This window comes from Pseudidiomarina atlantica (assembly GCF_000753735.1).
Classification (GTDB): Bacteria; Pseudomonadota; Gammaproteobacteria; order Enterobacterales; family Alteromonadaceae; genus Pseudidiomarina; species Pseudidiomarina atlantica.
In genome coordinates this window covers 1-26,168 of sequence record NZ_JPIN01000012.1, presented here as the reverse complement: position 1 = coordinate 26,168, position 26,168 = coordinate 1, and the positions used below count along the sequence as shown (strand labels likewise).

At 50.4% G+C, this 26,168-nt stretch carries 22 protein-coding genes; 14 read left to right on the top strand and 8 right to left on the bottom strand.

Annotated elements, in window-relative coordinates:
* The first annotated feature begins 150 nt into the window (after positions 1–150).
* The 4 genes from IDAT_RS10470 to IDAT_RS10455 are packed head-to-tail and all read left to right on the top strand — an operon-like array spanning position 151 to position 5,849.
* Positions 151–1,227 carry an efflux RND transporter periplasmic adaptor subunit gene (locus tag IDAT_RS10470; RefSeq protein WP_034733416.1) on the top strand — a complete coding sequence of 359 codons (1,077 nt, stop codon included), beginning with the start codon at positions 151–153 and terminating at the stop codon, positions 1,225–1,227.
* Positions 1,224–4,301 (top strand): efflux RND transporter permease subunit, encoded by a 3,078-nt coding sequence (locus IDAT_RS10465; RefSeq protein ID WP_034733415.1) that lies wholly within the window; start codon positions 1,224–1,226, stop codon positions 4,299–4,301. Before IDAT_RS10470 ends, IDAT_RS10465 begins: the two co-directional genes overlap by 4 nt.
* Positions 4,294–5,394: a threonine aldolase family protein gene (locus IDAT_RS10460; protein ID WP_156099517.1), complete on the top strand. Its 1,101-nt coding sequence runs from the start codon at positions 4,294–4,296 to the stop codon at positions 5,392–5,394. The genes IDAT_RS10465 and IDAT_RS10460 overlap by 8 nt, the downstream gene beginning before the upstream one ends.
* On the top strand, positions 5,391–5,849 hold the full coding sequence (locus IDAT_RS10455; protein ID WP_034733413.1) for a YaiI/YqxD family protein: 459 nt from the start codon (positions 5,391–5,393) through the stop codon (positions 5,847–5,849). Before IDAT_RS10460 ends, IDAT_RS10455 begins: the two co-directional genes overlap by 4 nt.
* Here IDAT_RS10455 and IDAT_RS10450 read toward each other — a convergent pair.
* Positions 5,846–6,889: a branched-chain amino acid aminotransferase gene (locus tag IDAT_RS10450; protein WP_280113587.1), complete on the bottom strand. Its 1,044-nt coding sequence runs from the start codon at positions 6,887–6,889 to the stop codon at positions 5,846–5,848. The two genes, IDAT_RS10455 and IDAT_RS10450, sit on opposite strands and share 4 nt — an antisense overlap.
* An 87-nt stretch (positions 6,890–6,976) precedes the next feature.
* Here IDAT_RS10450 and IDAT_RS10445 point away from each other — a divergent pair, with 87 nt between their 5' ends.
* Positions 6,977–7,243 carry a CopG family ribbon-helix-helix protein gene (locus tag IDAT_RS10445; protein WP_034733411.1) on the top strand — a complete coding sequence of 89 codons (267 nt, stop codon included), beginning with the start codon at positions 6,977–6,979 and terminating at the stop codon, positions 7,241–7,243.
* Entirely contained in the window at positions 7,240–7,524 is a 285-nt protein-coding gene (locus IDAT_RS10440) for a type II toxin-antitoxin system RelE/ParE family toxin (protein WP_034733410.1), read from the top strand. The genes IDAT_RS10445 and IDAT_RS10440 overlap by 4 nt, the downstream gene beginning before the upstream one ends.
* 12 nt (positions 7,525–7,536) lie before the next feature.
* Here the strand turns inward: IDAT_RS10440 and IDAT_RS10435 are convergent, their stop codons facing one another.
* A complete protein-coding gene (locus tag IDAT_RS10435) occupies positions 7,537–8,937 on the bottom strand; it encodes an amidase (protein WP_034733409.1) in 1,401 nt (466 codons plus the stop codon).
* A gap of 132 nt (positions 8,938–9,069) precedes the next feature.
* Between IDAT_RS10435 and IDAT_RS10430 the strand changes: the two genes are divergently transcribed.
* Entirely contained in the window at positions 9,070–10,659 is a 1,590-nt protein-coding gene (locus IDAT_RS10430; protein ID WP_034733408.1) for an ABC-F family ATPase, read from the top strand.
* Between the two features lie 8 nt (positions 10,660–10,667).
* Here IDAT_RS10430 and IDAT_RS10425 read toward each other — a convergent pair whose 3' ends face one another.
* Positions 10,668–11,954, bottom strand: a complete 1,287-nt coding sequence (locus IDAT_RS10425; protein ID WP_034733407.1) for a M56 family metallopeptidase — start codon at positions 11,952–11,954, stop codon at positions 10,668–10,670.
* Entirely contained in the window at positions 11,954–12,328 is a 375-nt protein-coding gene (locus tag IDAT_RS10420) for a BlaI/MecI/CopY family transcriptional regulator (protein WP_034733406.1), read from the bottom strand. The genes IDAT_RS10425 and IDAT_RS10420 overlap by 1 nt, the downstream gene beginning before the upstream one ends.
* 154 nt (positions 12,329–12,482) lie before the next feature.
* Here IDAT_RS10420 and IDAT_RS10415 point away from each other — a divergent pair, with 154 nt between their 5' ends.
* Both IDAT_RS10415 and IDAT_RS10410 read left to right on the top strand, forming a co-directional pair.
* A complete protein-coding gene (locus tag IDAT_RS10415; protein ID WP_034733405.1) occupies positions 12,483–13,574 on the top strand; it encodes a DUF2891 domain-containing protein in 1,092 nt (363 codons plus the stop codon).
* Positions 13,575–13,728: 154 nt separating this feature from the next.
* Positions 13,729–16,344 (top strand): TonB-dependent receptor, encoded by a 2,616-nt coding sequence (locus tag IDAT_RS10410; protein ID WP_034733404.1) that lies wholly within the window; start codon positions 13,729–13,731, stop codon positions 16,342–16,344.
* Positions 16,345–16,468: 124 nt separating this feature from the next.
* Here the strand turns inward: IDAT_RS10410 and IDAT_RS10405 are convergent, their stop codons facing one another.
* On the bottom strand, positions 16,469–18,085 hold the full coding sequence (locus tag IDAT_RS10405) for a M28 family peptidase (RefSeq protein WP_034733403.1): 1,617 nt from the start codon (positions 18,083–18,085) through the stop codon (positions 16,469–16,471).
* 83 nt (positions 18,086–18,168) lie between these two features.
* Positions 18,169–19,050 carry a prenyltransferase gene (locus IDAT_RS10400; RefSeq protein ID WP_034733402.1) on the bottom strand — a complete coding sequence of 294 codons (882 nt, stop codon included), beginning with the start codon at positions 19,048–19,050 and terminating at the stop codon, positions 18,169–18,171.
* A 106-nt stretch (positions 19,051–19,156) separates the two neighbouring features.
* Between IDAT_RS10400 and IDAT_RS10395 the strand changes: the two genes are divergently transcribed.
* A complete protein-coding gene (locus IDAT_RS10395; RefSeq protein ID WP_034733401.1) occupies positions 19,157–20,245 on the top strand; it encodes an NADH:flavin oxidoreductase/NADH oxidase in 1,089 nt (362 codons plus the stop codon).
* A gap of 25 nt (positions 20,246–20,270) precedes the next feature.
* Here IDAT_RS10395 and IDAT_RS13345 read toward each other — a convergent pair whose 3' ends face one another.
* The gene (locus IDAT_RS13345) at positions 20,271–20,783 is read right to left on the bottom strand and encodes a DUF805 domain-containing protein (RefSeq protein WP_051986728.1); all 513 of its coding nucleotides are present in this window, start codon (positions 20,781–20,783) and stop codon (positions 20,271–20,273) included.
* 211 nt (positions 20,784–20,994) lie between these two features.
* On the opposite strand from IDAT_RS13345, the gene IDAT_RS10385 reads away from it, so the two are divergent.
* The 4 genes from IDAT_RS10385 (at position 20,995) to IDAT_RS10365 (ending at position 24,592) form a co-directional block, all read left to right on the top strand.
* Entirely contained in the window at positions 20,995–21,732 is a 738-nt protein-coding gene (locus tag IDAT_RS10385; RefSeq protein WP_034733400.1) for an endonuclease/exonuclease/phosphatase family protein, read from the top strand.
* Between the two features lie 194 nt (positions 21,733–21,926).
* Positions 21,927–22,169, top strand: a complete 243-nt coding sequence (locus tag IDAT_RS10380; RefSeq protein WP_051986725.1) for a helix-turn-helix domain-containing protein — start codon at positions 21,927–21,929, stop codon at positions 22,167–22,169.
* Positions 22,170–22,207: 38 nt separating this feature from the next.
* Positions 22,208–23,473, top strand: a complete 1,266-nt coding sequence (locus IDAT_RS10375; protein ID WP_162178400.1) for a type II toxin-antitoxin system HipA family toxin — start codon at positions 22,208–22,210, stop codon at positions 23,471–23,473.
* Positions 23,474–24,115: 642 nt separating this feature from the next.
* Positions 24,116–24,592: a hypothetical protein gene (locus tag IDAT_RS10365; protein ID WP_034733397.1), complete on the top strand. Its 477-nt coding sequence runs from the start codon at positions 24,116–24,118 to the stop codon at positions 24,590–24,592.
* Between the two features lie 514 nt (positions 24,593–25,106).
* Here the strand turns inward: IDAT_RS10365 and IDAT_RS10360 are convergent.
* Positions 25,107–26,168: nucleotidyl transferase AbiEii/AbiGii toxin family protein (locus tag IDAT_RS10360; RefSeq protein ID WP_244441643.1), on the bottom strand; the 1,062-nt coding region annotated here is incomplete at its 5' end.

Below are 26,168 nucleotides of genomic sequence, written 5' to 3'. Positions count from 1 at the left end.
GTAAAAGCTAATAAAGCGACCAGCCTAATAGTTTTTTTCGATGTAAGATCGAGTTTACGTTCTAATTCGTAATAACTTGGCTAAATCACTTTGCTGCATTGCATAGAAATGTATACTTAAGTTAATTCTAAAATACGGTGAGAAATTCAAATGTTGCGTCGTTATAGCTTGTTGGTGGGTGTCATGATTCTCTTGGTGGGTTGCAGCCAAGCAGAGCAAGCGCAAAATGCTAAATCTATCGAACTGCCGGTGCGCGTCATTGCACCGCAGGCTGCAGCTGGGCAGCAGACAACACTTTCTGGCATCGTGCGCGCACAAACGGAGATGCCATTGGCATTTGAAGTGGGAGGACGCATCGCGCAGCGCACGCAGAATGCCGGTGCACTTTTACAGCAGGGGCAGCCGATTATGCGTTTGCAAACTTACGAGTTTGAACAACGCCTACAAGCCGCCCAAGCTGAGCTAGCTGCAGCAGATGCTGCGGTCAGCAATGCGCGGGCGGAACTGCGCCGCGTGGAGGAATTGATTGCCGCCGAGTTGGCAAGTCAACAACAACGTGACCAACTTAGATTGCAGTTGACGCAGGCTGAACGTCAACGTGACGCTGCGCAAGCGAACGTTGCGCTAGCGCAAGAAGCGCTTGATGACACACAGTTAGTAGCGCCGGCAAACGGTGTGTTATTGGAATTTAGTGCAGAACAAGATCAAGTTGTGACTGCAGGTCAAGCCGTTGCAATGTTTGCTTATGCAGGAGCGACAGAAGTCGAAGTGTTATTACCCCCGACTGCATTAGCGGAGCCTGCGGCGTATCAAACGGCTGAGCTATTGCTCGAAGAGCAACGCCTACCCTTACGTTTGCGCGAAACCGCTGGCGCTTTGGCAGCATCAGGCAAAACTTTACGCGCCCGTTATCAGGCGTCGCAGTCACTGGCGTTGCCATTAGGTAGTATCGTGAAGGTTGCCCTAAAACAATCAGCGCAAGCAACATGGGTAGTGCCATTATCGGCCGTTGATATGCGCTGCTCATCGGCAGACCCCATTGTTTGCAGCGACAGCCAGGTATGGCGTTTTGTGCAGGGCAAAGCAACACCGGTTCCGGTTCGTGTTAATCGTGTCGATGGCGAATACGCCTATGTCACAGCAGCGCTCAACGCTGATGACGAAATCATTGCGGCAGGCACTCACCAACTGACCAATGGCGTTGCCGTGCGGAAGGCGCAGCGATGAGTTTTCCTAACCTTTCGGCGCTTGCCGTCAAACAACGCTCTGTTACCCTGTTTTTCTTACTGCTGTCGGTAATTGCTGGAATTTATGCTTTTACGTCGATGGGACGCGCGGAAGATCCAGCCTTTACCGTGCGCGCCATGACGGTCCAAGCGTACTGGCCTGGTGCAACGGCTGAACAGCTGCAGGATCAGGTAGTGGACCGATTGGAAAAACGTATCCAAGAGGTTGAATACATCTATCGGATTGACACTACGATTCGCCCGGGATTTGCCTCGATATTGGTCGAATTTCATGAGTATTCGCCAGCCGAACAGGTGAATGAGCTATTTTACGAAGTGCGCAAACGCATGCTGGATGAACGGCCCAATTTACCCGCCGGTGTGGTCGGCCCCATCGTTATCGATGACTTTAACGACGTCTACTTTAGTCTAATTGCGCTCACCGGTGAGAACGCCGAGGGCGCTGCGCTGCCGTTGCGCGAATTAACCCGCGAAGCAGAAGCGATTCGTGATCGCTTGCAGCGTGTTGCTGGCGTGCACAAGGCCTTATTGCTAGGTGAGCGTGCAGAGCGCGTTTACGTCGAATTTGATCCTGCTGGCTTGCTCAATCTCGGAATCGAGCCGACAGCCATCTTCAACGCGATTCAGCAGCATAATCAGCTGCTACCCGCCGGACGTATCGAAACTCAGGGTGCGCGTCTGCATATTCGCGTCGATAGTTTGATTGACGATCCACAGCAGCTAGCACAGTTACCCATCGCAACTGCCAATGGCATCGTAAGTCTTGGCGACATTGCCACAATTCGCCGCGGCTACGAAGAGCCCGCGCGTTACTTAATCCGCTCCCGCGGTGAGGACGCCTTGCTGCTTGGTGTCGTCATGCAAAAAGGTTACAACGGTCAGGAGCTTGGCGAAAATCTTGGCCATTTTATCGAAGCGGAGCAGCAGCAATTGCCGTTGGGTATCTCGCTGGAGGTTCTAACGGACCAAAGTGATGCCATCAATAAGGCTGTCGGCTTATTTCAGGTTAAGTTTTTAGTCGCAGTCGGGGTGGTCATGCTAGTGAGTATTCTAGCAATTGGCTTCCGCGCTGGCGTCATTGTGGGTTTGGCGGTACCGCTGACCTTAGGTATCACGTTTATGGTGATGCTGTTGCTGGGTATTAACCTCGATCGCATTACCTTAGGTGCGTTGATACTGGCGTTAGGACTTTTGGTCGACGACGCTATTATTGCAGTCGAAATGATGCTGGTTAAAATTCATCAGGGCTGGAATAGTACCCGAGCCGCTTCGCATGCATGGACGGTGACTGCCGCGCCAATGCTATTTGGTACCTTGGTCACAGTGGCTGGGTTTTTCCCGATTGGTTTTGCGAAGTCTGGCGTTGGTGAATACGCCGGGAATATTTTCTGGGTGACCGGTATCGCACTGATTGTTTCGTGGCTGGTGGCAGTTATTTTTGTGCCTTACTTAGGGGTGCGCTTGATTGGCGATAAGCCACCCTCACGCGGTGCGCATGGCGATGGCGAAGAGGCCTACAATTCGCAGCTGTATCAAAAGTTGCGTGCAGTGATCCAGCGTTGCGTCAAAAACCGCAAAACAGTAGTGGTTGCGACAATCGCTCTGTTGGTCTTGAGCATTGTCGGCATGGCAACCTTGGTACAAAAGCAATTCTTCCCGAATTCCGACCGTACCGAAGTGATTGTCAGTGTTTATATGCCGCAGGGAACCTCGATTCAGCAGACCGATGCTGTAGTGCAACGGTTGGAAGCGGTCATTAACCAACAAGATAATATTCGTTCAGTAGCAAGCTACGTTGGTGGGGGGCCGCCACGATTCTTCATTAGTGCGTCGCCAGAGCCGATGGACCCTGCGTTCGCTAAAATCGTTGCGGTGACGGCTGATGAGCAAAGCCGCAATGCGTTGATGGCACTGTTGCAAGATCAAATCGAACAGGGCGCCTATAGTGAGGCCCGCGTGAGAGTGTATCGCTTGCTGTATGGTCCACCCGTCAATTGGCCGATCACGTTTCGCGTGTTGGGCCCTGATCCAGACCAATTACGGGTCATCGGTCATCAGGTGCGAGAGGTAGTGGCGCAGCATCCGAATACTCATAATACGCACATGGAGTGGGATGAACGCATTCCGGTGTATCGACTGAATCTCGATGCTAACGCGCTGCAGTTGCATGGTTTAACGCCTACCCGCTTAGCCGAGCAGTTGCAGCTATTGGTTGAGGGTAAGCCTATTACCGAGCTCTATGAGGATATCCGCCAGGTCGCCGTGCATGTGCGTGGGCGGGAGGGCGGTGCGGCGATCGATCCCGAGCGTTTTGCCAGCTTAGAGGTGCTCAATGCGCAAGGTGATCGTATTCCGCTGCGCCAATTAGGTGCGCTTGAAGTGGCGCAGGAAGAACCTGTGATCCGGCGTTATAATCGCGAAAATTATATCAATGTGTTGGCCGATATTCGTGGAGCACAGCCGAACACTTTAACCAGCGAGCTATGGCAGCAACTTGAGTCGATACGCACGAACCTGCCGCTTGGTTATACGATGCAAATCGGCGGTTCAGTTGAACAGTCGAATAAAGGTGAAGGCTCGCTGCAAAAACTGCAGCCGATTATGGTGGCCTTCATGCTGATCTTTATCATGCTCCAAATGCGTTCGTTCAGCGGCACCTTTATGGTGTTTGCGACGGCACCGCTGGGCCTGATCGGGGCGGTGCTGGCGCTGTTGTTGTTTAATCAGCCGTTTGGCTTCGTCGCCTTGCTTGGCTTGACCGGCCTTGCCGGTATTTTGATGCGTAATACCTTAATTTTGACGCAGCAAGTGTCTGACAACTTGGCTGACGGCATGCAAACCTTTACTGCCATTGTGGAAGCTGCGGTGCAACGGGCGCGGCCAGTGGTGCTGACCGCCTTAGCAGCGATGTTAGCATTCGTGCCTTTGACCCAAGACAGTTTCTGGGGACCTTTGGCGTATGTCTTGATCGGTGGTGTTGGTGTTGGCACAGTGATCACGTTACTCTTTGTGCCAGCCTTATATGCGCTATGGTATCGCGTCGAAAATGAATGATTTAACCCAAGCTTATCAGCAAGCTGCGGCAGCAGCTCAGCATTCGTTGCTGCGTCATCCCACATTATCGATGGCAGCCATGTTGCGTGTGTGCGCAGAGCGGGCCGAGCGTTATGAGAGCCCTGATGTTTACGGGCAGGGTGCAATTATCGAACAGTTTGAGCAGCGGCTTGCCAAGCTACTTGGCAAGCCCGCGGCCCTATTTTTGCCAAGTGGCACGCTGGCGCAGCCCATGGCCCTGCGCATTCATGCTGAAGCATCGGGTCGCAATCGCGTACTGTTGCATCCCACTTCCCATTTGGTTCTGCACGAGCAAGATGGCTATCAAAAGTTGTGGGGCCTTAGCGGTGAGGTGGTCGGTGCTGCCGAACAAGTGTTGCAGCTGGCGGACTTGCAAGCCGTTGCGCAGCCAAAATCCTGCGCTGCATTGGTACTTGAGCTACCGATGCGCGAAATTGGCGGCCAATTGCCAAGTTGGGAAGCGCTGCAACAGCAAGTTGCATGGGCGCGTGAGCATGGCATTGCAGTGCATATCGATGGCGCGCGTTTGTGGCAATGTGAAAACTACTATGGCCGCAGTTTTGCTGATATTTGTGCGCTTGCTGATTCGGTTTACGTGAGCCTGTATAAAGATCTCGGCGGCATAGCCGGTGCTGTATTGGTTGGTGCGACAGAATTTGTCGCACAGGCGCGCGTCTGGTCACGTAGAGCCGGCGGTAATCTGATTTCGATGTATCCTTATATTTTGGCGGCTGAACAGGGGCTCGAGGATAATCTCGTCTTGTTGCCACAGGTTGCTGTGTATACGCGTGAATTAGCGCCCTTGCTCAACGAGCTGCCGGGTGTGCAGGTGAATCCTGAGGAGCCGCAGGCCACCATGTTTCATTTGCATATTAATGCCGAGCGTGAAGCGCTGATTCGTGCTGTCACCAACTATGCCGAAGAGCACGGGGTACTGGTATTGCCATTACCCCGTGCGGTGCAACAGGGGCGCTGTGTGTGTGAAATTCCACTCGGGCGCAATGCGCTGCAGCAACCGCCGACATTTTGGCAGCAGCATCTTCGTGCGTGCCTAGAGAGACTCGATCAATGACCATTTGGGTAGATGCGGACGCTTGTCCGACGGTAATCAAAGACATTCTGTATCGCGCTGCGGAGCGCACTAAAACAGCCTTGGTCCTCGTCGCGAATCAATCGCTACGCACGCCGCCATCGCCGTGGATCCGCAGCGTGCAAGTGCAGGCTGGCTTCGATGTTGCCGACAACGAGATAGTACGTTTGAGTGAAGCCGGAGACTTAGTCATCACCAGCGATATTCCGCTGGCCGCCGAAGTGATTGCCAAAGGAGCAACGGCACTCAGTCCGCGCGGTGAGTTACTGACCAAAGAGAACGTCGGCGCCCGTCTGAACGTGCGCGATTTTATGGATACCATGCGTGCGAGTGGTGTGCAAAGCGGCGGACCGCCGCCGCTTAATGCCCGCGATCGCATGCAATTTGCGAATCAGCTTGATCGTTACTTAGCGCAACAGAAAGCGCAAAAGCGCTAGCAAACCCGCTTAAGCCAACCGTGCCGGTCTTCGCTCTGTCCCCACTGCACCGCATTCAAGGCTGCGCGTAGCTGCTGGGTAACTGGACCAAACTCGCCGTTGCCCACTTGGTATTCTTGGCCATCGCGGATCAGTGTGCCAACTGGCGTCAACACTGCGGCGGTGCCGGACAGTGCCGCTTCGGCGTGCGGTTTAGTGGCGCGTTCAACCAGTTCATCAACACTGAGTTCGCGTTCGCTCACTTTCATGCCGGCATCGCGCGCCAAGGTCAAAATAGAGTCCCGAGTGATACCGTGTAAAAACGAGCTGTCGAGCGCTTTGGTGATGATTTCGTTGTCGTCAATGAGCATAAAGTTGGCGGCGCCCGTTTCTTGCACATCGCCATTCGGACAGAACAACACTTGGTCAGCTTTCACACTCGCCCGTGCCCGCATGATCGGTTGCAAGGCACTAGCGTAGTTGCCACCGCTTTTGACCATACCCATGTGGGCGGCACAGCGCGAACCGTTCTCTTCCAACAACAAGCGCAACGGCTTTAATCCACCGCTGAAGTAGTCGCCTACGGGAGACAGCAATACGTACAACATCGAGGTTGCGCTTGGTGCAGCCGCCTTACCAATGGTTTCTTCGGTGCCAATATGAGTGGGGCGAATATACATTGCTCCAGGCGGCTCCGGCACCTCGCTGCTGAAAGCTGCTAATGCTTGCAGAATCATTTGCTCGAGCATGTCCGCTTCGAATGCCGGGAGTGCCAACAGTTCGGTACTTTGCTGCAAACGCGCAATATTGGCGTCCATACGAAATACATGCACTGAGCCGTCGTCGTGCCGAAAGGCTTTGAGCCCCTCAAAGCAAGTACTGGCGTAGTGCAATACGTGCGCACCAGGGTGCAAACTGATGTGGTCAGAACTCACCATCGCTGGTGCGCTCCACTTGCGCCCATCAAATTGGCTTAACGCCATTTGCGGCATGAATTGGGTTCCAAAGGCGGCCATACTTCTCTGCTCGTTTTGGTGAAAAGATAACTTGAGTTTACCGATCCTCAACAGGTCGCGCAAAACTTTCGGACTGGCTGAACCCTGTAGCGTCGACTACAATGTATTACGCTGTAATTATTCGGAGGGTCTATGGGAATTACAACTGTTCGTTTACAAGATGACGTTGAACAAGAGCTCGATAGCATTGCGACTAAACTCAATCGTAGCAAAGGTTGGGTTATCAAAGAGGCCTTGGTCGAGTACCTTGCCAAACAACAACTTGAGCAGCAACGTTGGCAAGAGACCTTACAAGCGATGGAATCAGCTACGCAAGGTCGAGTGGTAGATGCAGATAGTGTGCATGAATGGCTTGCACAATGGGGAACCGAAGCTGAGCAGCAAGGACCGAAAAAGTGAGCAAAAAGCTGGTTTACACGGACGAAGCCATCGCTGATTTACAACGCCTTCGTGCATTCATTGCTGAGCATGATCCTCAGGCTGCCAAACGCATTGCTGCCAGCTTAATCGAGAGATTAAAGCTACTGCAACACTTTCCCGAACTCGGTATTGCTGTGCCTCAAGCACCTGATCCCAGAACCGTGCGCGACATGATCTTTGGGCGCTATTGTGTCCGCTATTCAATCCACGTTGAGGTGATCATCGTTTTGCGGATCTGGCACACCTTAGAACAGCGTTAGTTACTCGTTACTTTATTCGGGTGGGCTGAACTGCAAGCCGCTTTGTGCCAGCAGTTTTCCTATGTTGAACAGTCGGCCTTCATGATGGTGCGGCGCGCTTATGGAGATGCCAATCGGTAAACCATCGGAATCGCAACCCGTTGGCACGGTTAGCACGGGCTGTCCGCTAAGGTTAAACAACGCCACAAATGGGAAGCAGTAATCCATGTAAGGAATTTGCTCGCCATCGAGCGCAATGCGCCGATGCTTGTGATTATGTGTAAATGCTGGACCTAGCGCGGTTGGGCTGAGCACCGCATCACAATCGGCAAAGCAATGCTTGAGCTCGTCGATGACTTCACGGCGGTAATGTAAGGCGCGGCTAAAGTGCATAAAATCAAGACTCAAACCGCGCTGCAAAGCAGGAATTAAATCGAGCGAGCTGTCTTTCAGGGCGGGACGGAATTTAAAGTAAAAGATCTTACGAATCAGCCAGGGTAAATTCTGCGCAATCGAAAAACCAAAGAATTCGGCCCATAGTTCCATCACTCTTTTCGCCAGCTGCGCGTCAATGGTGATGGGTTTCAGCGTCGCACCTTGGGCTTCCAACAAGCGTTTGAGCTTGCCAAGACCTGACTGCACCGACTGTCCAGCCTCTAGGCCATGAAAGGTATCAAAGTAACCAAAGGTATAGCCGCTGAGCGGCTTACTTTCGAGTTGCAGTTGCTGCTCGGGATACAGAACGCGGAAGGCGAGTTCGAGATCTTCTGGGCTGCGCGCCAACGGGCCTGTGCAATTCATCACACTAAAGCCAAGCTCTTGCTCAGGCAGGGGCGGCACATGACCATCGTGGCTGTGGCCATTCTCGGTAGGTTTTAGACCAAAGAGACCACAATACGCTGATGGATTACGGATCGAGCCGCCAATATCACTACCAAGTTCTAGCGCGCATAAGTCTGCGGCGAGTGCCGCTGCACCACCACCGGTACTGCCGCCGGGCGTGCGACTCAAATCAAACGGATTGTTGGCAGTTGGGTAGAGCGGACCGAAGGTTTGGCTGTCCGCCAATAGTTGCGGCACATTGGTTTTGCCCAGAATCACCGCACCGGCGTCAATGAGGCGCTGCACCAACGGCGATGTTTGCTTGCCGACATAGTTCTTTAACGGCGGATAATTGAGTGTGGTCGGGGTGCCTTCGTACAAATAACATTCTTTAATCGACACCGGCACGCCATGCAACGGACCGCGGGCGCCGCTGTCGTGGTCACGTTGCTGCGCTTGTGCCATGGCTTGCTTGCGATAGACATCGACATACGCATTGAGCTGCGAGTTGTGTTGCTCGATGCGCTGTAAATAGTGCTCGGTGACAGCAGCAGAACTGAATTCATTTGCAGCAATCGCTCGCGCAATGTCGGTGGCGGTTAAATAGTTCATGGCTTACCCCTCTTTGGAACCCTATCGTTGTCCAAGCACTGCAGAATGTAAAGATATCAGACAAAACTTCCCTAGCAATTCCGCGCCAAAACGCGTAGATTACGCGCCTATTTTTTCATCGGGTATACTATCGTGATTTCTGCTGCAAATATCACCATGCAATTTGGTGCCAAGCCTCTATTTGAGAACATTTCCGTAAAATTTGGTGAAGGTAATCGTTACGGCCTGATTGGCGCCAACGGTTGCGGTAAATCGACCTTCATGAAAATTTTGAGTGGCGAGCAAGAGCCGTCAGCGGGAAATGTCTCGATTGAGCCGAATATGCGCGTCGGTAAATTACGCCAGGACCAGTTCGCGTACGAGCAGTACTCGGTGGTCGACACGGTTATTATGGGTCACGAAGAGCTCTGGCAAGTGAAAGCAGAGCGTGATCGCATTTACGCTTTGCCAGAAATGAGTGAAGACGACGGCATGCGCGTGGCCGACCTTGAAGTCGCCTTTGCCGAAATGGATGGTTACACCGCTGAGTCGCGAGCGGGCGAGTTGCTGCTTGGCGTGGGAATTCCATTAGAAGCACATTTTGGTTTGATGAGCGAGCTGGCGCCGGGTTTGAAGCTACGGGTGTTGCTTGCGCAAGTACTATTCTCTGAGCCAGACATCATGCTGCTCGACGAACCGACCAACAACTTGGACATCAACACCATTCGCTGGCTGGAGAATGTGTTGAACGAGCGCCAAGCGACCATGATCATCATCTCGCACGACCGTCACTTTTTAAACAGCGTCTGCACGCACATGGCCGATATCGATTACGGCGAGCTCCGCGTCTACCCTGGCAACTACGATCAGTATATGTTCGCAGCAACCCAAGCGCGCGAACAATTGCTTAGCGACAACGCCAAGAAAAAAGAGAAAATTGCTGAGTTGCAGCAGTTTGTCAGTCGCTTCTCAGCGAACGCTTCAAAAGCTAAGCAGGCGACGTCGCGCGCTAAGCAAATTGAGAAGATCCAGCTGGCCGAAGTCAAGGCCTCTAGCCGCATCAGTCCTTACATTCGTTTTGAGCAAGACAAAAAACTCTATCGTCTAGCGCTGGAAATGGAAGGTGTGCATAAAGCTTTTGACGACCTGCAAGTGCTGCGCAATATCAGCGCGATGATCGAAGTTGGCGAAAAAGTCGCGATTATTGGCGCTAACGGTATCGGTAAAACAACTTTGCTCAAGTGTTTGGTTGGCCAACAACAAGCGGACAGCGGCCTGATCAAGTGGTCAGAAAACGTCAACATCGGTTATTACGCGCAGGATCACGCCGACTGGTTCAAAGAAAAGCTGACCGTGTTTGATTGGATGAGCCAATGGAAGCAACCGCATCACGACGAACAAGCGATTCGTGGCGTATTGGGTCGCATGTTGTTCTCACAAGATGACATTAAGAAGCCGGTTACGATTTTGTCAGGTGGCGAGAAAGGTCGGATGATTTTCGGTAAGCTCATTCTGCAGCGCCCGAATATCTTGATCATGGATGAACCCACCAACCACTTGGATATGGAGTCCATCGAAGCCCTCAACTTAGCTCTTGAGCACTACGATGGCACCTTATTGTTTGTCAGCCACGATCGCGAATTTGTGTCGTCATTGGCATCGCGCATCATCGAACTGACCGAAACCGGCATGCGCGATTTTGCCGGTACTTACGACGAATATTTGGCGCAACTACCAAGCTAATCATGCTGTTATGAGCGCGGTTGCGTCGCACGTTCGAGTTGCAGTCGAACTGAAAATTCAGGGCTTGTTTGAGTGTCGTTGGCGATCTCGATCAAGCCCGATTTGCCATAGGCTATGCGCATACTTGGACTGGCAATGACTTGCGGCTCGGCCCCTCTGAGATCGACAATTTCCATGTCGACCGCGGCGCTATCATCGCGATCGGAGATGGTAAAATCGAAACGGTAATTCTCGCCAATCTGCACCCGCGCGCGCTTATTGAAATCAACCCAAACCGATAGTTCTGATCGTGAGACACTTGTGCCTGCCGTGTCATCGTATTCGGTTATTTCAATGTCAAACTCAATGAGAGCACCCTTGCTATCTGCCTTGGTGGATTCCACCATGGGCGTCAGTGCAGAGGCAAAACTAGTCCAAGTGACAGCGCTAAGTGATACACAGAAAACAAAGCTGTACATGAGCATTTTGGGTAGTGTCATACGGTTAGGTTCCTTGAGTAGCTGTAGACGTTCAATGTTATTTCGCTTTTTTGACAGCGCGGCGTTGGCAATGGGGTGCCGAGTGCGTTGTTGCCGAGTTAGTAGCAGAGATGCGAGTTGTTCGAGATAAAAAACGCGCCCCAAATGGTCGCCAGTTTGCGCGTCGCAAAGCGCTTCAATTAAAAATCGATTGCGCTGCACCAACCATCGCACCCACGGATTCCACCAGAACAGACACGCCATGTACGAAAGAAATAACAATCGCAGGTTGTCGTGGCGGCGTTGATGGGTACGTTCGTGCGCGACCACAATATCGATTTGCTGCGGATCTTGCAGATCAGCAGCGATGACGATTTTCGGCTTGCGTAAACCCAACAGCAGCCCGGTAGACACATGTGTTGAGCGGTAGATGGGGGTCTTGTAATGTTCGCTCAATTTGAAATCGTGATGAAAACATGGAGCATCCAAGATGCTGCGCGTCGCTCTAACATTTTGCAGTAGAGTCAAAATGAAGTAACCACCGCCGAGTGTCAGCAGGACAACGAGCACCGTGGTAGGCGCTTCAGCGCTGGTCACTGAGATCATGTTTGTCGTCGGTAGTAGCGTTCCAACTTGTTGCTGAACTTGCCTTAGAATGAGCGGATTGACGATGGTTTGATGCGCGGCCCACTGGGCGATCCAATGATAGGGAATAAGCCATGTCGCTAGTGCAAAAGTCGACAGATAATAGTTGCTGCGCGGACTGCCATGGCCAAAGCGGATGAGGGTAAGTGCAACAAATGCTATCGCGCTGTTGAGGACAAAATAGATGAGCATTATTGCAGCTCCTGTTTGCGCTCTTTCAGGAGCTTTTCAAGATACTCGATATCGTCGATTGAGAGCTCTTCTTCTTCAAGGATATGCGCGGCAAGTGGTTGACTTTTGCCAAGAAACACCTTGTTGATAAAGTCTTTAAGTAATGAACCGCGAACGTCCTTTTTAACCGTGAGTGGCGCGTAGAAAATAGTTCGGCCTTCGGTGCGACTACGCTGGAGAGCGGCCTTTTTCTCCAAGCGGTCGATGATTGTTTTGACCGTGGTGTATTTTACCGGTCGCCGTTGCGCAATTAACTTGTGAAGTTGCGGTGCAGTTGCTTCTTCAAGTTCCCAAAGCAGTTGCATGACCTCGAGTTCAAAATCCGAAAGTGACATGAAAGCCTCTTTATCTCTACAGTTGTAGTTGAAGCATATATCTACATTTGTAGTTATGCAAGTTTGTGTGTTGACGAATCGCACAAATAGATGGTCGACAGTGGTACAGTTGTTTTAAGCTGTAGCTACCTACTGATTCCAGGAGTATCACTCAATGAAAACTCGGAAACTCGCCTATGCCGCGCTACTTAGCGTGAGCAGCGTACTGACGCAAGCCGCCGTGGCAAGCGAAGATGCACATTCATTAACTGCCGTTGAAGCGGACAAATTGATCACCTTACCGCTGCATTGCGTTGAAACACCGTACCCATACAAAACTGGCATTGTGTTGGGCAGCGCTGATGATTTAAAAGAACCGGCGCAACATCACCCCATTTTTTACGGTTGCTTCGATTGGCACAGTGCCGCGCACGGCTATTGGTCGCTGGTGACTTTGCTGCGGCAGTTTCCGGAAATGGAGCATGCCGATGAGGCACGGGCGATTCTGGATCGCAATCTCACCGCTGAAAACGGTCAGCAAGAAGCAGCTTTCTTTAGCAAAGATATCAACAAGTCGTTTGAGCGTACCTATGGTTGGGCGTGGTTATTGAAGTTGTCAGATGAGCTTAAAGCATGGGATGACCCAAAAGCAGCGGAGTATGCCGCCAACTTGCAACCGTTGGTGGATGTCATCGTGCAGCGCTATATGGAATTCCTACCACAGTTGTTGTACCCGGTCCGAGTCGGGGAACACAGCAATACCGCATTTGGCTTAAGCTTTGCGCACGATTATGCGGTCAATCAAGGGCTCACCGAATTGCAACAGCTGATTGAAGCGCGTGCTCGAAACTATTTCAGCGCCGACGAGAACTGCCCCATTAGCTGGGAACCGAGTGGCTATGACTTTATTTCGCCATGCCTTGAAGAAATTGGCTTGATGCAACGGGTATTGCCTGCCGATAAGTTTTTACCATGGCTGCAAGCGTTTATGCCGCAGCTCGCCGACCCAGATTACAGTCTGGAAGTCGGTAAAGTCAGCGACCGCACCGATGGCAAACTCGTGCATTTAGATGGCCTCAATTTCAGCCGCGCGTGGAATTTATATACGCTGGCGACTGCCTACCCGCAGTACGCCCACTTACGCGCTGTTGCTGACCAACATATGGCCTATTCTTACCCAAATCTGATTGGTGATAGTTATGAAGGCGGGCATTGGTTGGGTAGTTTTGCGATTCAAGCGCTAAATCAAGCCGCATTACAACCGTGAGGCACAACAATGCCTCGCCGTTGTTCCCCTATTTGTTAATCATAAAAAATTATTAAAAGGGGTTTCTTTAGTTGAAAAGCTAATGTACATTTAGACGTCCAAGCATCTAAACGTCTAATAATGTTGTCGCTATTCACTAAAGAAGAGGTTTTCAATGTCTAAGAGTTTTACGTCCTACCTAGCTGTTTCTATTGTAGGCGTCGCTGCTGCAGCAGCATCTCCACTGTCTTTGGCAAATCAGAATGAAGCCAAAGTTGAGCGTATTCAGGTCACGGGTTCGCACATTCGCCGTACCCACAATGAGGACGCGACACCGTTGCAAGTGGTGTCGGCGGAAGATATCGCATTAAGCGGAAAAGTTACGTTAACGGATGTGTTACGCGATTTAACGGTCAATACTGGCAATAGCTACGACGAGCAATTTACCAGTAGCTTTTCGGCTGGCTCGGCGTCGATTGCCTTACGTGGGTTGAGCCCCAAAAACACCTTGTTATTGGTGAATGGTCAACGGGTGTCAAACTACGGCTTTGCGTTGGGTACGCAAGATACCTTTGTCGATTTGAACGCATTGCCGCTTAGCGCCGTAGCGCGTATTGAAGTGCTCAAAGACGGCGCCTCAGCCGCTTATGGTTCCGACGCGATAGCAGGCGTGGTCAACATTATTCTGCGGCGCGATTATCAGGGCACACAAGTTTCTGCTTCGGCAGGGACAGCCACAGAAGGCGGCTTGAATCAATACAGCGCGGGGATCGTGACGGGTTTCGGTTCGCTCAATGCTGATGGTTACAACATCACCCTGAGTCTGGATGCGTTGGAGCGTGACGAGCTGAATGCCAGTGAACGCGAGCTGACGCGTAGCGGCGATTTTCGTGATCAACCGGGTGGGCGTCTTGCGGGGTGGTCTACCCAAGGTGGCAACTATTTGGATGATCCGCAGCAACCACGGCCGTTTGCCGAGTGTCCTGGTGAATCAGAGCTACGCGACTGGAGTGATTTCACGCCTAATCGCGACGGTCAAGTTTGTGCGTTTAATGCGCAGCCTTACAATACCTTGCAACCCGAAGTGAGCCGTCGGCAACTGTCGGTGCAAAGTACGTATTTGGTCAACAGTGAGCTTGAATTGGTCGGTGAAGTTCTCTACAGCGATAACAAGTCCAGTCACACCTTTGGCGCGCCACTTAGCGTCGGTGCAGGTTTACGTGCCTACGACCGCGCAACGGGCACTTTAGTGAATATTCCGGTAGAGCTGCCAGTGGGTCACCCTGACAACCCCACCGACGCGCCATTGCCGTTTGAACATACCTTTTTTGATGTCGGTGCGCGATTGAAGTCCAATCATCAGATCTTTAACCGCTTTTTAGTTGGTGCTCGCTACTCTGGAAATGTTTGGGATGTTAATTTGAACGTCTTGCAGTCGCAGAGTCGTCAGCGTGAATACGTAAGTAATTTTGTCAATCGTTACACGTTCGAAGATTATTTAGCCAGTGGTGAGTACGATTTCTTTGGTGGTGAAAATAGTGCGGAGTCGATTGCTGCGCTGCGCATCGCAACTCGCCGTCCAGGGTTTTATCAACTGCAATCGGCTAACCTGACGGCCTCTCGCGTCTTGGCGTATTGGCCACATGGCGACGTAGGGTTTGCTACCGGAATTGATTGGCGGAACGAGCAAATGGATGCTGGCACATCTGAAGAGGTCTTGTCTGGTACCGAATTACGCCCGGCGATTAACTTGATAAATGGCGAACGCGAAGTGATTGCCGGTTATGTCGAACTTGATCTTCCTTTAGCTGCCGGACTGAATGTGAATACTGCCGTGCGCGCAGATTCCTACGATGATTTTGGTAGTGCGGTTTCGCCAAAAGTATCGGCCTACTACTTACTCAATGACGCATGGTTGTTCCGTGGTTCATGGTCACGCGGCTTCCGCGCTCCGGGATTGCCAGAAATCTCACAAAGTAACACCATTAGTTATGGTTCTGTCATTGACCCAAATGATCCGGTTGAACCGGGCGTGCGCCGCGGTTTTACGCAATTACGCAGCGGCAATGCTGATTTAGAGGCAGAGCGTTCAACCAACGTTAATTTTGGCGCCGTCTGGTCACCGACGCGCGCGTTCAGTGCCGCCATTGATTACTTCAAAATTGAACAAGACGACATTATTTCGCCAGACAATGCTCAGTACATTATCAACAATGAGGCAGCGTTTGCGGATCGTGTGCAACGCGATCAGGCAGGGCGCTTGCAGATCATTACCAACCAATATGCCAACCAAGGAACACGCACAGTATCTGGCATCGACGTGGATCTAAGCTATCGCTTTGCAGCCTTTGGTGGAGCAGCTGAAATTGTCTCGAATTGGTCGCATTTGCTAGATTACGAGCAAGCATTAGTGGTCGGTGTAACGCCGATTGATGGTGCTGGTAGTAACCAGTTCGGTGCACTGCCAAGTTGGCAAGGGCGTACCGTGGCCAAGTGGCAGCGGAACCATTGGACGCTCGCACTCAGTGCTGATTACACCCATAGCTACCAACAGCGCGTTGCGACTGCATCGAGTAATCCAGGGCTGCGGCCAGAAGTCAGTAGCTATACCGCATTGAATACCAAAGTCAGTTACGCGGGATGGCAGGACACAGTGGTCAGCGTCACCGTACAAAATCTAGCCGATCGTCAGCCGCCCTTTGACCCAGCAGCAGGCGCGTACTTTTACGATATCACTCAGTACAATGCGCGCGGCCGCTCGATTGATGTAGCTGTGAGCTATCAATTTTAAGCACAATTGACGAGCTAGATCTGAGTCGATTGAGTTGATAGATCTCTCTAAGCTTACGCGGTCAATTATTTAGTAAAAAAAAGCCCCTGCAGGTTGCAGGGGCTTAAAGACTTTCGTTTTCTTGTTATTCTGGACGGTCTTGCGCTCGGCGCTTCTTAAAGTCCGAGTCGGCTTTCCATGCTGGCCAGTCATCATTGTTAGCGAGCTCTACGGCAATAGCGGTCATCAGCTCGATGTCTTGTTTTACTCCAGCTAATGGCCAGTCAGGAGAGTAATCGTCACTGACTTTGTGGTAACGATGACTTATATACTCTGGGTCACTGTCTCCTAAATTCATAAACAAAATGCTTGGTACTCCCTGTTTGGCGAAAGACAAATGATCTGAACGGAAAAACAAACCATTTTCAGGGCGTGGATCCATTTTAATCACACGGCCTTGTGCAGCAGCTGCGGCCGCCAGATAGTCCTCCATTTCTGACATGTCTTTACCATATTGCAAAACGTAGTCGGTTGCTTCTAATACGTTCATACCATCAATATTGAGGAGTGCAACCATTTGCGCGGGATCGACGATACCGCCGCGAGCTAGATGTTCGGAACCAATGAGACCCGTTTCTTCAGCGGTAAAGTCAGCGAATAGAATGGAGCGCTTAAACGGTTTTTGTTGATGCATGGCCATGAGTAGACGTGCCATCTCTAATTTTGCCGCCACCCCAGCAGCGTTATCGATGGCGCCATTGTAAATTTCAAGACCCTCTGGAGTTTCACGACTGCCAAAGTGGTCCCAGTGTGCCCCAATAACAATATATTCATTGGGTTTTTCTGATCCTTTTATCTCAGCCACCACATTCTGCGATTGAGCAATATGGATACTATTGTTTAGGGTTAAATTCGCTTTACTTTTTAGGGCCACTGGAGTGAATTCAGGAGTCAAGGCACGGGCTTTTTCGGAATGATAGTCAAGGCCTGCTTGGGCGAAAATGGCTTCTGCTGAAGCTAGATCGAGCCAGCCCATGATCGGAACGCGTGATGCATTCTTTTCGTCATCTATGAGGGTATATTTGCTGCCGGTATTTGAACTCTCGACGACACTCCAAGGATAAGCTGCTGGCGCTGTTTCATGCACGATAAAAACTGCATCCGCTCCTTTACGAGCTCCTTCCTCATACTTGTAGGTCCAGCGTCCGTAATAAGTCATTGCGTTACCGGTAAAGAGGTCGTCATTTTGAGTGGCATAACCGGGGTCATTAACCAGCACAATGATGGTTTTACCGGTGACGTCAACATCTGCAAAATCATTCCAATTATACTCGGGAGCATCAATACCATAGCCAAGAAACACAACTTCAGAATTGTTAAGTTGTATCTGTTCTCGTAATTGCTCGGTGCGCGCGGTGAATTGCTCTCCAGCCGTCAACTGAATATCACCAATCGTTAAGGACATCGCTGGATCTGGTGTGATCTGCGCAATTTCAACAGGTTGAAAGTAGTCACCGTTGACGGCACCAGCTATCCCCATTTCCTGATAGCGCTTGGCGAGGTACTCAATCGTAAGCGTCTCCCCCTCAGTCAAAGGACCGCGGCCGAGAAACTCATCGGATGCCAAAGTTTTTACGTCTTGTTTGAAACTGGTGAGGTTGATCTGCGTCTGATCTTGGCTGGTTTCGGCTTCCGGCGCTGGCTCAGAACACGCGACGAGCGCTAAGCTCATAAGCGTTGCACAAAGAGTTCTATAGGTCATAGTAGGGCTCATTATTGGCAGGGGAGATAGATAGTCAGAATACTGCAAAGCGAGTTGCTGCTCAACGACTCCGTGGGCAAAAATCAATGCAGCAGTAAACCCAATGAAATCAGCAGTGGCAGGCTAATTGTTAGCACCACATTCAGTGCTAGCAACCGTGTGGGTAGAGGTTTGTCGAGGGTGACACTAGCGCGATAGAGCGGTAGCGCCACGACGAGACTGATAAAGCCTAATGCCGCTGGCGGTGGAAGCACTTCTACCACGAGGAATAGCGCCAAGAGCACATAAGTGAGGCCAAGGAAAATACGGAAGGTGATGCTGGCAACGCGCGGTCCATAGGCCGTGAGCAGATTTCGGCGACCGACTTCAATATCGGCTGCTGCATCGGGGAATTGATTCAACAGCAACAAGTTATTGACCAAGAAAAAGGGTATCAATGACACCCAAAATACCGAGGCGGTGTACTCGCCTGTGAGGACAAAATAGCTCCCCATGACCATCAACGGCCCGAAGCCCAGCCCTGGAGCGATCAAACAGAGCCACGGCCGATGGGTGATGATGGGGGTGTAAGAGATCACCAACAGCAAGCCAGCCAAGCCCAGCGGCAACAGCTGTAAACCTCGCAGATAAATAAAGAAACAACCTATCGCCGTAACCAGAATCAGCAAAACCTTTCCCATTAGAGCCGCTGCGTCGATCGCTGCTGGATGCGCTTGCAGCGCACCACTGCCGCCACTAAATGGAGTGCGATGCGTGAGCAAATCAAGACCTGAACGCGCATCATGCACCTCGTTCAGTACATTGACGCCGGCGTGTGCAGCTAGGGCGCCGAATAGTACAAGTGCGGCCAATTCAAGCGATAGCGGTTGACTGTGCTGAGTCGCCAGCGCCACCGCCAGCGCTACCACGGCAACTGTGAGTATCAAGAAATTAGGGCGTGTGGTTCTGATCAAGGTGAGTAGCATTTATTTTTTCGATGGCCTAAATAGATTTTCTTAACTTACTAAAACTCGTGGTAAAAGTTAATGTATTGCGCTAGTTCCGTATTCTAACCTTAAAGGTAGGCTTTGTATGTCAGCTCTATTTCAACCCTTTGAATTGAAAGATGTAACCTTACGGAATCGCATCGCGGTCCCGCCAATGTGTCAATACATGGCGGAAGAAGGGGTGCCCAATGACTGGCACTTGAGCCATTACGCAGGTCTAGCGCGAGGTGGCGCTGGTTTGGTGATTGTCGAAGCAACCGCAGTGTCGCCGGAGGGGCGCATTACGCCTAATTGTACTGGGCTTTGGAATGATGCACAGGCAGCAGCCTTTGCGCCGATCGTTGCGGCAATCGAGGCTGCTGGCGCGGTGCCGGGCATTCAGATCGGCCATGCTGGGCGCAAAGCCAGCGCAAATCGCCCTTGGGACGGTGATGACCACATTGCTGAAGATGACCCTAAGGGATGGCAAACCCTGTCGCCATCGGCCATTCCCTTTGGTGCAAACTTGCCACGCACGCCCAAGGCCATGACGATTGCAGATATTCAACGGGTGCAAGCCGATTTTGTCGCAGCTGCGACGCGCGCGCGTGACCTCGGTTTTCAGTGGCTTGAACTGCATTTTGCACACGGCTATTTAGGGCAGAGCTTCTTTTCGCCACATGCCAACCAACGTGACGACCAGTACGGTGGCACGTTCGAAAATCGCGCCCGTTTTCTGCTCGAAACGGTCCGCGCGGTAAAACAAGTGTGGCCGGATAACCTGCCGCTCACCGCACGTTTGGGTGTCATTGAATTTGACGGTAACGATGAGCAGCAACTTGAAGAAGCAATTGCACTGGCGGAGCTTTTAAAAGCCGAAGGGTTGGACTTTTTGAATGTTAGCATCAGTTTCTCGACGCCTACTGCTAATGTACCTTGGGGGCCGGGCTTTATGGCGCCGATCGCTGAACGCATTCGCACTGCGACAGCGCTGCCAGTGGCATCAGCTTGGGGCATTGACGCGCCACAAATAGCAGAGCACACCGTCGCTCAAGGCCAGCTCGACCTGGTGATGATCGGTCGTGCCCATCTAGCCAATCCGCACTGGCCCTATGAGGCTGCCAAAGCCCTGCGCGTCAAAGATCCCTCGTGGGTGTTGCCGGTGCCATACGCGCATTGGCTCGAGCGCTACTGATAACCGTGTGAACTCGAGTTTGATATTACGACCGTTCCGAGCTTGGCATCGCCAAGAAATAAAGTACTAAAAGCCCACCAATGGGCACCAGGTACAGCCATTGCCACCAGATACTCTGACCGGCATCTCTTAAACGGCGCGTAGAAACTGCTAGAAATGGCACCAGCAGAATAATTGCGACAATGCTCGCCAGCATGAGATGGAGAGTATCTGCTAACGCCAGCAGCAAAACGAAAAAGACGAAGAACCACCAGAATTCATAGCGTCCTGAGTGACTTTGAAAGTCATCGAAGTTTTTGAGCGTGCTGAGTACGCTAGCCGCTGCGCTTCGTGGCGTGTTCGCAACCGGCCGTTGCAGTGAGTCCACGCTGACGGCAAAGACTGCCGCCAATGCTTTGATTGTTTCTGGCGATGCGCTACCTCTTGTTTCGACGCGTTGAATGGTTCGCAGATTCAACCCACATATCTCACTTAATTGTTCTTGTGACCAGCCTCGTTCTGCACGCAATTGTTTTACTTTATCGTTATTGATATTCATGCGGTAGCCACTCCTTGTTGTGCCTAACTGATGGCTTAGAAAGTAGCACAATTGGTGAAAACTACTACGACATTTATGCGGCAGTTTGCCGACAGGAAGGCTACTTCTATCCTGTACTGGATACCGAATTGAAACTGATAGGCTGAACGAGTGTCTGAGATTGTGGCGCAGCGGGCGCCCTAGAAGTGCGTATTTTCGAAAAGGCGAAAGAGTGCTTAAACCCAAGATCGTGATTCCTCAGCAATTCATCCATGAGCATCCGATTGCTCATGGTGAGGCGTTTGGCGTGCTCTGTTGGAACACCCAGAAGCTGACCGAAACAGCCAAGTTTCAACACGCGCTGGCGCGCATTTTAGCTGACTATCCTTGCTTGTTTTTATTGCTGCAAGAGGCAAAACTGAGCGCCAGAGAAAGCTGGCTGTTGCCGCATTGGTCGTATGCGGTTGCGCCCAATATGCAAACGCGGCGCTTTACCTATGGTGTCATTACGGCAAGCCAGTATGCTTTTACCGAAGCGCAGGCGCGATTGAGCAGAAAGCGCGAAGGCCTGTTCGCTACCCATAAAAGTTATATGCTTTCGTATCACGCACTGGCAGAGGGCGGCGCCTTGTTGGTTGTCAATGTTCATGCCATCAACTTTGTGCGCACGCAGCAATTTTCGCAAGAAATAGCGCTCATCAAAGAAGAAATCCTAGGTCATCAAGGGCCGCTGATTGTCGCGGGTGACTTTAATGTTTGGAGCCGCCAACGCCGCTTGCGCTTGCTACAATTCTGCCGCAGCATCGGTCTGCGACAGGCGATCATGGTGGACCCACACCACATTAAAACCTACCGCCAACATCCCCTCGATTTCATCTTCTACCGCGACCTTTCGCTGCAGGAGACTTCGGCAATTGATACCAGTACCGTGTCTGACCACAACCCGCTTTATGCGCGGTTTACGTTATGACATAAAGAATGCTTGAGTCATGTCCGACGTCACTGGAGTGGAGTTGGAATTTTTACTTATAACTGCTCCGATTTTTCGGAGGGATTACAACATCATTAAGATTTGTTTATGATGTTCACTTCATTTTATTGACTTTATGTAATACACTTCATATTACTGTTTTATAAACTTAACCTCATCAATGAGGCTTACTCATGATTATTCAGCGTCCAATCGACTTATCGGCACTTATTAAATCGCAGAGAAAAGCGCAGGGTTACACGCAAAAGGAACTGGCTAAGCTAACTGGGCTTTCACAAAGAAGTGTGTCGTCCATTGAACGTACCGGAGAAATGCACACATCGACTTTGCTGCGAATCTTTGCAGCGCTCAGCATTCAGCTAAACGCGGACGCTGCTGAACAAAGCGCCGGGAATAGCAGCGAGGTTATTTGGTAATGGGCCGACGCAAACATGAGAAGACCCTCTATTGCCACATGAATGATCAGTTCGTTGGCACGTTGACATCGCGACTGAATAATTTGAGCTTTCGATATTCAGATAGCTGGCTACAATCCAAGTTTGCGCGGGCAATCTCCGTATCCATGCCATTAACTGAGCAAGAATATTCCGGCGAAGCCCTAAACGCTTACTTTGATAATCTGTTGCCCGATAGTTCAGATGTTCGTAAATACATTGTCGATAGACTTGGGGCTAAAAGCACAAAACCTTTTGACTTGCTCGAAACGGTCGGCAAAGACTGCATTGGCGCATTAACCTTTCTAGCCAGTCCGGAGCCTCAGCCGGTTCCAGACGTTGAAATAAACCCGTTGAATGAAGCGCAAATCGGTCAACTTATAGCCGATTCGCGAACCGGTAAAACCCTAGGTATGCAGCACAATGATGCATTTCGTTTTTCACTCGCCGGTGCTCAGGAGAAAACGGCGCTAACTTATTGGCAGGGACAATGGGGTATCCCTGTTGGCCGAACACCAACAACGCACATATTGAAACCGCGGATCATAACTCGCCCAGGTGAACCTGATTTATCCAGCAGCGTTGAGAATGAATGGTTTTGTATGCGTGTTGTTGAGGCACTTGGACTGCCGGTAGCGCATACAAAAATTGACAGCTTCAACGGTGAAGATGTTTTGATTATTGAGCGTTTTGACAGAAGAGTGATTGGGAACAAGGTTTATCGTCTACCGCAAGAAGATTTCTGCCAAGCGCTTGCTGTGGTAGGTGGTTCAAAGTATGAGGAGCATGGCGGCCCAGGCGCTAAAGAGATAATGAAAATTTTATCCACATCTACGGCCTCGGTTAGTGATCAGGATACATTTATGTCAGCGCAGTTACTGTATTGGCTTTTTGCCGCGATAGACGGGCATGCAAAGAACTTTAGTTTGGCACTGACTCCTAAAGGGTACCGACTGACACCGTTGTATGACATATTATCAGCGCATGGATTCGCGCAAGTAGGCAATCTACATCCGAAAAAAATAAAAATGGCGATGGCGGTGAATAGTAAGAATCGGCATTATCATTGGCATACAATTCTTCCTCGGCACTGGGGAACTCACGCAAAGAGTGTTGGCTATGATCCAGATCGCATGGATTCGACAATGGTGAACATCACATCCAAGTTAGAAGCGTGTCTCGATGTTGCATCAGAGGAAGCTGCCTCGATAAGTGTTCGCGCTGAGCAAAGCGCGGAAACTATCCGCAAAGGTACATTGAAGGCGCTTGAACGTTTTAAGGTATGAGCTTTCTATTCGTAAATCAGGACGGAGGTGCTTACGTCTAGCAAGCTGACTTAGCGCCTAAATTTCGCTGAAGCTAGCAACATCAGCGTTACGATTAGAAACAAGATAAACGCGCCTAGCATCATGCCGCCAAACATACGAGCGAGAAACCGCAGGTAAACGCGATCGGATAACGGTTTCGCTGGTGCCTTATGCCGCATCCTTGAGAATACGAGATAGCCCAAGAAAATAGCGAAGGACAACCAGAGTAAGAAGTCTTTGTCATTAAAAATCACAGGCGTATCCATACGAATTAATCAATTTGTTTATTAGCCAAAGGCCGCTTCATTACCACCACCCCCGAGCGACACACTGTTAGCAAAAAGAAATTGGTAGCCAACGATAATCTGCTAGTTATAAGCATGGCAGTCGTCATTGAGATAGTCTTGCACGTCAAATGAATATACGACCACCTCAAATGACGTTCGGGTTAAGATTGCCACTACAATACTCTCAGTGCGAAGGTGGTTATAATGACGAGCGAATGAGAAAAGCCATAACTATGACATCTCCCGGAGATTACTCTTTGTTCTTCGGGGACAATAACTGCCAAGACTATATAGACAGAGTGATCGATAACTACAATAAGCTGGGGGACTAACAATGAAAATCGCGATTTCTTTGATCCTAGTGGTTGTTGTATCCGTCATAGGGCTCCCATATATCTATCGAATACTTGATCTGTACACGGCAGATTACGACAAGTTTCTGCCAGTTGCTCAAGCGAGCGCCACTGAAAATTTATACAAACTTGATTTTGCACCACAGCGCTCAGGCTATTTTGAGGTTGGATTACTATCCAAGGATGGGGTTTCGGTCGAAACTTTGCAGACACTATCGATGACTGGTCATTTAAAAATAGAGCGTGGTCTAGACGTATTATGGGAGGGGGAAATAGATAAACCGCTTCATTTTCGGTCTCCAAATAATCCTGAAATAGTTAGCAAGGCAATTCTATTTCAGTTTCCCGTTAACACCCTGATCAATATTACACCGTTGAAGATAAGCTATCAGCCCGAAAGTGACGAACTTAACACAAAGTTCCCTATCATTTATGTTTCGATTAGCGCAGTGTACTAGGATACGAGGGCCGAACATCGGCTTGGTTTGGTAAGGCCTAAGACGCCATAAAAAGACAAAACGACAGGCCCAAGACAAACCAGCGAAAATGACAAAACTGTGGGACTTTTTGAGTTATCGGCACTATAAAGATACAAGGGTGCTCTACAGCCCAATAAATTGGCGCACCCGACAGGAGTCGAACCTGTGACCTCTGCCTCCGGAGGGCAGTCACGGGTTCGGTGGTAAATCGTGAAAGCTAGGTGTAGCAGAGGCTTAAGCGGTGTTGTGGTTTTCTGTTTTGCGTCGAAATCGACACTTTTGAGACCGTTTAATGACAAAATTGGTCACAGAAAACCGACTCCGAAATTTCAAATTTTGACCTTTGCCTCGCGACAAGAAATTCTAAATCTCCGAAAAATCCTGAGTTTTTAGGTGGAAAAAATTCCACCTTTTAACCGGACTTTAGGTGTGTAGATTAGCCTATAATTTAATAATGCCAACAAACGAGATCGCTTTATTCCAAATATCGAAATTAACACCGTCCGTTCAAAAAGCTATTAATTAGATCTTGCTGTTTGGCTAAACGCTCAATAATGTCAGCAAAGCTATCAGGGGCACTGAAGAACATTCCACCGCTTACGGACTGGTCGTAATCTCTTTTGATTTCTTTAAGCAAGCCGTCGGGCGGGATTAACACCAATTCACCGGAAAGAATGTCTTCAAAAGAAACACCTCGAGTCGCCCACCTGGCGGACTTCATCGCGACAACGTTCTCCAGTGCTTCGGCGCTTTGGTATGTGCCTTCCTCGAGGTTTCTCAAAATGCAGTCTACGTCGTACCAATGCCTGGACAACCGCACCGTATCAGGCGCGTTCTCTTGTGTGCAGAATTGATGAAGTGCGGTCAGCTTTTCCCAAATAATGTAATCCGGGTGGTAAGCCTCCACTGCGGCTTTCGGTAAGGTGTGTGCCTTTGAAACCTCATCTATTTCTGACAGGTAAGTCGTTACCGGTTTAGAAACCGTCGGCCGGCCCCGGTTTCGGCCGCCAAATTCGAGCAGTACATGCTCCAGTTGGTACGAGCCATCCTGAAATGCCACATGTGGGAAGTGAATGTCGATTTTCTCACCACCAGAGCCATCTTCTATTTCGGCGCTCAGGCCCTCAATGCCATAATCTGAAAGCCTGCCATTCAACCTTTGAATAAATTCGTTGGTCCAACCTTCTAAACGCTCTCTCTGCTCACGTCTAAACTTACGTTGCTGGCTGGGATTCCGTGTTGTCTGCTCCCATGCGACAACTTCATCACCTGATTCTGCTAAGTCAGCCCAATGAATCGATAAATCAATATCCTCAGAGAATCGCTCAATGGTGCTGTAACACTTACTAAGAGCCGTTCCACCTTTGAAAGCCACGTCATGGCCATCCAATAAATCTTCTTCGTAAAGCAACCGCAGAATTTCGGTCACCCAAATATCTTTCTCTAAGAAATTAGCGCCCAAACCTCTTACGGAGTTCTGCGCAGCATAGTCGAGGATTAATTTTAGCTCCGCTCGTTTCGCTTCCGTTCTATAGTAATCAAATATGTCCATCAC

What these genes read in the sequence shown, in the direction of transcription:
- IDAT_RS10365 (WP_034733397.1), top strand. Translation starts at nt 24,116, where the DNA reads ATGAAAATCGCGATTTCTTTGATCCTAGTGGTTGTTGTATCCGTCATA.
- IDAT_RS10400 (WP_034733402.1), bottom strand. Translation starts at nt 19,050, where the DNA reads ATGCTACTCACCTTGATCAGAACCACACGCCCTAATTTCTTGATACTC.
- IDAT_RS10435 (WP_034733409.1), bottom strand. Translation starts at nt 8,937, where the DNA reads ATGAACTATTTAACCGCCACCGACATTGCGCGAGCGATTGCTGCAAAT.
- IDAT_RS10425 (WP_034733407.1), bottom strand. Translation starts at nt 11,954, where the DNA reads ATGCTCATCTATTTTGTCCTCAACAGCGCGATAGCATTTGTTGCACTT.
- IDAT_RS10465 (WP_034733415.1), top strand. Translation starts at nt 1,224, where the DNA reads ATGAGTTTTCCTAACCTTTCGGCGCTTGCCGTCAAACAACGCTCTGTT.
- IDAT_RS10470 (WP_034733416.1), top strand. Translation starts at nt 151, where the DNA reads ATGTTGCGTCGTTATAGCTTGTTGGTGGGTGTCATGATTCTCTTGGTG.
- IDAT_RS10415 (WP_034733405.1), top strand. Translation starts at nt 12,483, where the DNA reads ATGAAAACTCGGAAACTCGCCTATGCCGCGCTACTTAGCGTGAGCAGC.
- IDAT_RS10445 (WP_034733411.1), top strand. Translation starts at nt 6,977, where the DNA reads ATGGGAATTACAACTGTTCGTTTACAAGATGACGTTGAACAAGAGCTC.
- IDAT_RS10405 (WP_034733403.1), bottom strand. Translation starts at nt 18,085, where the DNA reads ATGACCTATAGAACTCTTTGTGCAACGCTTATGAGCTTAGCGCTCGTC.
- IDAT_RS10460 (WP_156099517.1), top strand. Translation starts at nt 4,294, where the DNA reads ATGAATGATTTAACCCAAGCTTATCAGCAAGCTGCGGCAGCAGCTCAG.
- IDAT_RS10375 (WP_162178400.1), top strand. Translation starts at nt 22,208, where the DNA reads ATGAATGATCAGTTCGTTGGCACGTTGACATCGCGACTGAATAATTTG.
- IDAT_RS10455 (WP_034733413.1), top strand. Translation starts at nt 5,391, where the DNA reads ATGACCATTTGGGTAGATGCGGACGCTTGTCCGACGGTAATCAAAGAC.
- IDAT_RS13345 (WP_051986728.1), bottom strand. Translation starts at nt 20,783, where the DNA reads ATGAATATCAATAACGATAAAGTAAAACAATTGCGTGCAGAACGAGGC.
- IDAT_RS10380 (WP_051986725.1), top strand. Translation starts at nt 21,927, where the DNA reads ATGATTATTCAGCGTCCAATCGACTTATCGGCACTTATTAAATCGCAG.
- IDAT_RS10395 (WP_034733401.1), top strand. Translation starts at nt 19,157, where the DNA reads ATGTCAGCTCTATTTCAACCCTTTGAATTGAAAGATGTAACCTTACGG.
- IDAT_RS10420 (WP_034733406.1), bottom strand. Translation starts at nt 12,328, where the DNA reads ATGTCACTTTCGGATTTTGAACTCGAGGTCATGCAACTGCTTTGGGAA.
- IDAT_RS10410 (WP_034733404.1), top strand. Translation starts at nt 13,729, where the DNA reads ATGTCTAAGAGTTTTACGTCCTACCTAGCTGTTTCTATTGTAGGCGTC.